We start from the raw sequence: 8,858 nt of genomic DNA, 5'->3' as shown, positions 1-8,858 counted from the left end.
ATCCTGATCGGGGCTTCTGTCTTTTCGCTGGTCTTTAGAGGACTTGGCGGTGATGACATGGTCCATGAGTTCCTCAGCCACATGCCCGGGGGAACCTATGGGGCGCTTGTGATCGTCATGCTGGTGATGTTTGTCCTGGGCTTCTTTCTGGACTTTATCGAGATCACCTTTGTGGTGGTGCCTATTGTCGCCCCGATCCTGCTGATGAGTGATATCAGTCCGGTGTGGCTGGGTGTGATGATGGCCATGAACCTGCAGACCTCCTTCCTGACACCACCCTTTGGCTTTGCCCTCTTCTATCTCAGAGGTGTGGCACCTAAGGAAGTCACGACCATGCAAATCTACAAGGGTGTTATTCCCTTTGTGATTATTCAGATCATTGCTCTGCTTATTCTGGCACTCTTTCCAGAACTCGCAACTTGGTTACCAAAGGTCATCTTTGGCTAACACAACAGCTTAAAGATCCATCAAAAAGCCGCTGAGGAAAACTTCAGCGGCTTTTTCTTTGTGCTATTACATTGAAGTAAGAAATTTTAAATAAGGGTACGGTAAAAAATGCGATAATTTATTGGATCAAGTCGCGGGATATGATAGCATGTAAAAATTATCTATAATATACAAATAGAGCTTATGATGTTACGTGATTTATCATTACAAAGCACATTTATGGGATTGTTAGTTGCCTTTGTGGGATTTGCCAGCTCTTTTGCTGTTGTTCTTCAAGGCATAAGAGCTGTTGGTGCTTCGGAAGAACAGGCAGCGACTGCGTTAATGATTTTATCTATCGCGATGGGGGTATGTGCCATTGTTCTTAGCCTTTACAGCAAGCTCCCTATTAGTGTTGCCTGGTCAACACCCGGTGCAGCACTATTAGCGAGTACAAGTACTGTACCAGGTGGTTTTTCAGTTGCGGTTGGTTCATTTATTCTTTGTGCTATTTTATTTATTATAGCAGGCCTTTGGAAGCCCTTGGGAAAAGCCGTCAATAAAATTCCGGGTGCTCTTGCCAATGCTATGCTTGCGGGTATTTTGCTGGGTTTATGTTTGGCACCCGTAAAAGCAATCGCAGAAAAGCCGGTCTTTGGACTATGCATTCTTTTAGCCTGGATTATAGCAGGACGTATAAATAAATTACTCGCTGTTCCCTCGGCCCTTGTTGCTTTAATTCTCATCATGATTTTTGGCATAGATTTCACAGCCGCAAATAAAGATGATCTTTTCAGTAATATCATCCCTTCATTTACAATGGTTTTCCCTGAATTCAGTTTAGCCGGGTTAATCGGAATTGCCATTCCTCTTTTCATTGTAACAATGGCTTCGCAAAATGTGCCGGGCATCACAGTTCTCAAAATTCATAACTATGAGCCAAATTCAGGTCCTTTGATTGCTATTACAGGACTCTTTTCAGGCATCAGTGCTCTTTTCGGCGGACATGCTGTTAATCTGGCTGCTATTACAGCAGCAATGTGTGCAAGCGAAGATGCACATCCAGATCCGACAAAACGCTATTGGTCGGCGGTTATAAGTGGTTTTGGGTATATTGTATTTGGATTGCTTTCGGGTCTTGTGACAACATTTGCTGTTATTGCACCAAGCATTTTAATTGCTGCAGTTGCAGGGCTTGCCTTGATAGGCGCTTTTTCCAATGCTGCTCTTGCAGCCTTTAGTGATCCCGATAGCAGAGAAGCGTCCGCTGTCACCTTTTTGATTACAGCTTCTGGGGTTACTTTTTTTGGAATTTCCGGGGCTTTTTGGGGATTGTTAGCAGGAGGCCTAATTCTCTACATAACGCACCTATTTTCCTTAAAAAGAAAGCTAACAGCTTAAATCATGAGTTCGCTCGATAAAAAGCTAAAGGCGATATCAGCATATGATATCGCCTTTTAGTTAGCTGAATTTGTTCGTTCTTGGGAAGCCAGTCGGTGGCAAACGTCCTGCACTTGCCCTGCGCCCATGCCAATCAATGATCTCATTACGGGTCCAAGTGCGTCCAGATGTATCGCACCAGGTCAGCCCCTCACCTTTTTCCATACCGTTTTTAAAGGTTTTGATGTCTGACAGACCACCATCTCTGTATTTTTGAAGGATAACGCCACGACCTCTAGCCATTTCCGGTAATTCTTCAAGTTTGAAAACCAACAGTTTTCTGTTCTCGCCAATGACCGCCACCATGTCATCGTGTTCACCAATTTGGTAACAGATAAAAGCGCTTGCCCCGTCGGCCACATTTAAAACTTGTTTGCCTGTTCTCGTTTGGGCAATGACATCATTCTCGTTTATCTGGAAACCTCTGCCATCGGTCGAAGCTAGTAACAGTTGTTGGCCTGGGCGATACACAAGGATATCGACAATTTCCTGATCATTCGGCAGGTCCAGGATAAGGCTCAAGGGTTCGCCAAAACCACGACCTCCGGGCAATTTATCTGCACCTAATGTATAGAAGCGACCATTGCTGGCAAAGACAAGGAGCTTGTCGGTTGTTTGCGCAAGAATAGAAAAGCGCCCGGTATCGCCTTCTTTGTACTTGGCATCACTGGTATCTTCCTGATGGCCTTTCAGCGCACGTATCCAACCCTTTTCAGAACAAAGGATTGTCAAAGGCTCTTTTTCAATAACGGCTTCAAGGGGAACAAAAACATCAGTTGGAGCATCTGTTACTTCTGTACGACGCTTTCCGAGGTCGGTTTTTTGACCATAGGCTTTACGCAAATCTTTGATTTGATTGCCAACAATTTCCCATCGACGTTCTTCACGGGCGAGAATATCTTCCAGATCTGCTTTTTCAGCTGTTAGATCAGCATGCTCCCCCTTGATGGCAATTTCTTCAAGCTTTCTCAACGCACGTAAGCGCATATTAAGGATGGCTTCAGCTTGCACTTCAGAAAGAGAGAAACGTTTTATAAGTGCTTGTTTCGGCTTATCTTCTTCCCGGATAATTTTGATAACTTCATCCAGATTAAGATAGGCAATCAAATAGCCTTCGAGAATTTCAAGGCGAGTTGCAATCTTGCCCAAACGGAAGTTACTAGCCCGAACAAGAATAACATGTCGATGATCAAGGAATGCCTGCAAGACTTCACGCAAATTCATAACGCGTGGAACCTGATCTGCATCCAGGACATTCATATTTAAGCTTGCTCGACTTTCCAGTTCCGTCAGCTTAAACAGTGATTCCATCAAGACGACAGGGTCGACATTACGGCTTTTGGGTTCAAGAACCACACGAATATCTTCGGCAGACTCATCACGAACGTCATTGAGCAGGAAAAGCTTTTTATTGTTAATAAGCTCGGCGATTTTCTCAATCAGCTTGGATTTTTGAACCTGAAACGGAATTTCAGTGATAATAATCTGATATTGCCCGGCTTTGAGATCCTCTGTTTCCCACTTTGCCCGAACCCGGAAAGATCCCCGCCCCGTGCTATAGGCTTGCAAAACAGCATCGCGCCCTTCGACCATAACGCCGCCCGTCGGGAAATCTGGTCCAGGGATAAAATCAACGAGTTTGTCAAAACCAACATTTGGGGTTTTGATCATATATAGGAGCGCATCACAAATTTCGCCAACGTTATGCGGGGGAATTGATGTCGCCATCCCCACGGCAATTCCCTGCGCGCCATTCGCTAACAGGTTGGGAAAAGCAGATGGCAAAATACACGGTTCATCAGACTCACCGTCGTATGTCGGACGCATATCGACAGTATCTTGATCAATATCCCTAAGAAGTTCACCGGCAATCGCGGTCAGACGGGCTTCTGTATACCGCATTGCGGCAGCATTATCCCCGTCAATATTCCCAAAATTACCCTGACCATCGATCAAAGGAAATCTAAGCGAAAATTCCTGTGCCAGTCTGACAAGGGCGTCGTAAATAGATTGGTCACCATGAGGGTGAAATTTACCCATGACATCCCCGACTACACGAGCGGACTTTTTAAAACCTGACCCGGGATCAAGCTTCAGTTGACGCATAGCATAGAGAAGACGCCTGTGGACAGGCTTCAAACCATCGCGGACATCCGGCAAAGATCTGGACATGATAGTTGATAGTGCATAACTGAGATACCGGTCAGAAAGTGCATCAACGAAACGAATATCCCGAATTTCCTGGGACGGAACTCTATCTGAAGAACTGCTCATATACCCCTCACAAACTCTTGTTTCATTTTACTCAACAGTTCCGTTGAAGCAACTTGTTTGAACGAATTATGAGACGAATAAAGAGTTGTTAAGATAAAGAAATCATCATTTTGCGGCAAAAGGAGATGACGTGATAAGTCTTTCCCACAAACCTTCGTTTTTCATATGGGTAAGGGTTTCATCAAAGTTATCAATAAAAGCCTGACCGAAAGGAGATTCTTTTGACACAAGAAGCGGGAATTTGGGACTGGAATCCATCACGATAGGTAAAATCTTTAGTTGCTCTTCCAACCTTAGTTTTTTGATAAAGCTGGTGGCAACGGGCTCTGCATGAATGATGATATCTGTCTGTCCTTGGGCCAAATGTTTCAAGCAGATATCAAGTGTCGGCACGACGAGGTATTTCATATTTTTTTTACGGTAAAATACTTTTGCCCACCCGTTTCCAAGGACGTCACAATATCGCTTTGATTTCAGCGTTGTTGTAATATCTATTTCGGACTTAAACCTGAACTCTTCTTCTGAGCCACTGCGAACAATTGGCTGAAAGCGTAAGGGAAAAACTATGCTTTGTGATGTCCGAGAAAACTTTAATCTTTCGGCTGTTGGCGTGGTAATAAAAGCATCTACTTCACCGGATTTAACAGCTTGCTGTGCCCGTGCCCAAGGGAAACCATGATGCTCAACAGGGATACCCATTCGTTGTTGAATAATACTTTCCATGAGTTGTGGAAGTATGCCTGTTACTGTATTAGCTGAACCAACAGAAATCGGTGCCCAGGATTCTGCATAAGCGATTTTGAATGGCAGTACTTTTTTCTCTTCAGCAAGTAGCGAAAAAGAAAAAACCGAAAAACACCATACCAGAATAATAAGCACTGAATTGCGTGCCAAAATCGCCTCCAATTAAACTTAACAAGCCGCATACTATCGTATGTTTGCGTTCTCAACAAACTATTAAGTTATATGAAATTCTCTACAAGGCGATCACGTACAGATGGCAAAGATTTATCATGAGGGTGAAATAAATGACGTTCCAAAAAATGTCCGGCAATTTCAAGCCCTTGAGAAATTTCAGTCATTCCGCCCCCGCCTTGTCCCAACAAGAACAGTGGAAGTGGAAAGAGTTTGTCTTTGTAGGGTTCTCCCGCCGCCAAAGACACTGCTCTTCCTGATTTGGGACTAATGTAAGCTAGCTGGTCATTGTTTCCTCCACCAGCACAAGCACTAAGGTCAATACCAAACCCAAGCGCGGATAGCTGAGCCAGTTCCCAGCGGACATAAATCTCTCCCCAGAAGTCACTTTCCAGGTGTTCAAGAAGAACTAAAAAGCCTTCATAAAAGGATGAATTTTCTTCACGTTCAGGTACAGATTGTTCGCAAATCGCTGCAGCTGATAGTAATGCGGCAAGACGTCCCGGTTCATCAAAAAGGCGGCCTGAAATATTATCGAGGACTTCGGCATCGTAATGTCCCAAGTGTTCAGCTAGACGTCCGCTCCATCTCACATGAAGACGATTTCCCGGCTCAAAGGTAGAGCGTTTTTTGATACTTTGCCCCCCCCGAACCAAACCTGCATGACGTCCGTGCCCACGGGTTAAAACCTGTGCAACGAGGTCATTTTCGCCAAAAGGCCGCGCAGAAAGAAGTATCCCCTCGTCTTCCCAATTTATCATCACGCAACCTCACCCAATACAAACAAAAGAACAACAGGTGAACATATTAGTCATTTTCAAGTCAGAGATCTAGAAAAGAATGCCAGAAAGTGTGCAAGAAATAACAAGATGCATGTTTGTACTTAACTGTTAAAATCCAGCCCCATTTCCCGATATCTTTCGGGATCGTCAGCCCATTTTTCACGAACTTTAACATAAAGAAACAGATGAACTTTTCGCTCAATCGTTTCTTGTAGATCTTGTTGAGATTTAGATCGGATCAGCTTGATTGTTCTACCCCCCTTACCCAGACACATTGCTTTGTGTTGTTCTCGCTGAACATAAATAGTCTGCGATATCTTGACACTGCCATCGTCAAAATCTTCCCAACTTTCGGTTTCTACCGTCAGGTTATAGGGAAGTTCATCATGAAGGTTCAAAAACAATTTTTCGCGTGTAATTTCTGCCGCAATGGATCTCATTGGGTGATCTGACAGTTGATCTTCCGGGTATAGCCACATGCCTTCGGGCACAGCGTTGGCCAGATGATCCAACAGGTCATTTACTCCGTCACCTTCTTGTGCCGAAATCATGAAAATTTCCGAGAAAACACCCATAGCCATAAACTCTTGCGCCAAGGCCAAAAGTTTTTCCGGTTTTATGGAATCAATCTTATTAAGTGCCAAGATTGCTTTGCGATCCTGCTTTTCCAACCCTGCTATAATTGCGCGGGTATCTTCACCGATCTTCTTTTTGGATGCATCGTGTAGCACAACAACAATTTCTGCATCTCCCGCGCCCTGCCAAGCCGATGATACCATAGCACGCTCAAGACGTTTTTTCGGTGCAAAAATACCCGGCGTATCAACAAATATAAGCTGAGCATTCTTGTGCATTGCGATGCCACGAATTTGCGATCTGGTGGTTTGCACCTTATGGGTCACAATAGAAACCTTGCCTCCAACCATTCGGTTCATCAAGGTAGATTTTCCCGCATTCGGCGCCCCGATCAATGCAATAAATCCGCAACTCATATCTGCTGGTAATTCTGTGCCAAGCACGTCTTTTATTTCAGAAGGGGTTTCATCTTTGTTACTCATTATTACATGCCATTTTCGCTGATAAACCGTAGAAGTTCTGTTGCTGCTTCCTGCTCACCCTTACGCTTTGAATTACCCTGTTTAATGACAGGATCAAGGCCTTTGACCGAAACCTGAATATTAAAAAGGGGCGCGTGCGGCGGGCCAGAGCGTGAAACTTCTTTGTAGGTTGGTAAAGGCAATCCTCTACCCTGTGCCCATTCCTGCAAGGTTGATTTTGCATCCTGCGGAGGCGAAAGATCCTGATTTAAGAGGGGCTTCCAGTTCTTTGCAATAAACCGTTGAGCGGCACTATACCCAGCATCCAGATAAAGAGCCCCTATCAATGCTTCGCAGACGTCTGCTTGAAGTGCCGGGTTTTCGCGTTCACCGCTTTCCTCTTCACCTTTTGCAAGGACAATAAGTTTATCAAAACCGAGTTTCTGTGCAACAAGAGCAAGCGCTTCACGACGTACCAACGCTGTAAAGCGCTTCGCAAGAGAACCTTCGCTCTCTTTGGGGAAAGAGTGCAAAAGCATATCGGCGATAACGAGTCCAAGAACCCGATCACCGAGGAACTCAAGCCTTTCATAGCTGTCAGCAACGATCAAATTTCGACCACAGGCACTGGGGTGTGTTAATGCTTGCTTGACTAACTGTGGTCGATCAAATTTATGTTCCATTTTTATCGTAACTGTAGCGAGGTTACGATTATGGAATTCATCAATCGATGGCATTAAAAATACGTCCAAATCTAATCATTGATGGCCATTTCCAAACTTCCCACCAATCGCCATAGTCTTCACCACCATCATCGCCACGATGAGAGAAGAACAGCACATCAGCACGGCCGATAAAGTTTTCGAAAGGCACAGGACCGACTTGATTTAATACTCGACTGTCAGAGCTATTATCACGGTTATCTCCCATAAAGAAGTAATAACCTTTTGGCACAAGGTAGGGTCCAAAATTATCTAAATATTCAGAATCACTTCTTTCCCATATTGAATGCTTTACTCCATTGGGAAGAGTTTCTTCGTATTCTTTGGTATTCAGGGGGATTCCATTTCGGCCATCACCAATCTTTACAATCTTACGCGGGACAACAGTATTGTTGATGTAGAGTTGCCCTTGTTTTACCTGTACTGTATCGCCAGGCAGGCCAATCAATCGCTTAATGTAATCGATGTTCGTGTCGGTAGGTTTTCTGAAAACGATGACATCCCCTCGTTCAGGCTCGCTGCCAAGAATACGCCCTTCGAAATTATCGCCAAAGATTTTAGCCCCAAATGGGAAAGAATATTTACTGACACCGTATGAATATTTGGAAACAAAAAGATAATCACCGATCAAGAGTGTCGGCTTCATTGAACTCGATGGAATATTAAAGGGTTCAAAAAGAAATGTCCGTACCGTTAAAGCGATCAACAGTGCATAGACAACTGTTTTGACAACACCTTCATCTTCTGTTGTTTTTTCCACGTCTTCTGACCCAGTCGTCATTTTGTTAATTCCATCATTTCATCGGTAAAATCAAATTTTATCCGATTATTTTAATTATGCTTCGGCACTGCAGAAATAATTACGAAGGCCTGCGCGTGCGGGTAATCGTCAGATATAGTCACATGTAGCTGAGCTGTCATCCCCTGAGGGGTAATATTATTCAAATGCTCCAAGGCAACCCCGGAAAGTTTAAGTACAGGCTGCCCTCTTTCGTTGTTAGTAACACCTATATCAGTAAAGAGTACACCTTGTCGCCAAAGACCAGTACCAAGCGCTTTGGCACAGGCTTCTTTTACCGCAAAACGTTTGGCATAGGTTGCCGCCGGATCGGGGCGAGAGGCTGCTCTTTTCTTTTCTTCTTCGGTAAAAACCCGATTGGTAAATCGATCTCCAAACTGTGCGAGAGATTTTTCAATACGTCTGATATCGACGAGATCATTTCCAATCCCCAGTATCATCGCAATCTCTCAGCCAGAATATT

The 8,858-nt window shown here is 44.3% G+C and carries 9 protein-coding genes; 2 read left to right on the top strand and 7 right to left on the bottom strand.

Annotated elements, in window-relative coordinates; genetic code table 11:
- Positions 1-447: TRAP transporter large permease subunit (locus BKB51_RS19055; protein WP_125911883.1), on the top strand; the 447-nt coding region annotated here is incomplete at its 5' end.
- Positions 448-603: 156 nt separating this feature from the next.
- Positions 604-1,827, top strand: a complete 1,224-nt coding sequence (locus BKB51_RS19050) for a benzoate/H(+) symporter BenE family transporter (protein WP_338066552.1) — start codon at positions 604-606, stop codon at positions 1,825-1,827.
- 60 nt (positions 1,828-1,887) lie between these two features.
- On the opposite strand, the gene parC is transcribed toward BKB51_RS19050, so the two are convergent.
- From parC to acpS, 7 genes are all read right to left on the bottom strand, one after another.
- Positions 1,888-4,140, bottom strand: a complete 2,253-nt coding sequence (gene parC, locus BKB51_RS19045) for a DNA topoisomerase IV subunit A (RefSeq protein WP_085902705.1) — start codon at positions 4,138-4,140, stop codon at positions 1,888-1,890.
- A 105-nt stretch (positions 4,141-4,245) separates the two neighbouring features.
- On the bottom strand, positions 4,246-5,034 hold the full coding sequence (locus tag BKB51_RS19040; RefSeq protein WP_158090285.1) for a substrate-binding periplasmic protein: 789 nt from the start codon (positions 5,032-5,034) through the stop codon (positions 4,246-4,248).
- Positions 5,035-5,102: 68 nt separating this feature from the next.
- Positions 5,103-5,816 carry a DNA repair protein RecO gene (recO, locus tag BKB51_RS19035; RefSeq protein ID WP_085902703.1) on the bottom strand — a complete coding sequence of 238 codons (714 nt, stop codon included), beginning with the start codon at positions 5,814-5,816 and terminating at the stop codon, positions 5,103-5,105.
- Positions 5,817-5,938: 122 nt separating this feature from the next.
- Positions 5,939-6,895, bottom strand: a complete 957-nt coding sequence (gene era, locus BKB51_RS19030) for a GTPase Era (RefSeq protein WP_085902702.1) — start codon at positions 6,893-6,895, stop codon at positions 5,939-5,941.
- Positions 6,896-6,897: 2 nt separating this feature from the next.
- Positions 6,898-7,611 carry a ribonuclease III gene (rnc, locus tag BKB51_RS19025; RefSeq protein WP_085902701.1) on the bottom strand — a complete coding sequence of 238 codons (714 nt, stop codon included), beginning with the start codon at positions 7,609-7,611 and terminating at the stop codon, positions 6,898-6,900.
- Positions 7,598-8,377, bottom strand: coding sequence for a signal peptidase I (lepB, locus tag BKB51_RS19020; RefSeq protein WP_085902700.1), 780 nt, complete (start codon positions 8,375-8,377; stop codon positions 7,598-7,600). Before lepB ends, rnc begins: the two co-directional genes overlap by 14 nt.
- A 50-nt stretch (positions 8,378-8,427) precedes the next feature.
- Positions 8,428-8,835 carry a holo-ACP synthase gene (gene acpS / locus BKB51_RS19015; protein WP_085902699.1) on the bottom strand — a complete coding sequence of 136 codons (408 nt, stop codon included), beginning with the start codon at positions 8,833-8,835 and terminating at the stop codon, positions 8,428-8,430.
- Positions 8,836-8,858: the final 23 nt, after the last annotated feature.

Source organism: Kiloniella majae (genome assembly GCF_002118315.1).
In the GTDB taxonomy this organism is placed as follows: Bacteria; Pseudomonadota; Alphaproteobacteria; order Kiloniellales; family Kiloniellaceae; genus Kiloniella; species Kiloniella majae.
This window is presented reverse-complemented; position numbering and strand designations above follow the sequence as displayed.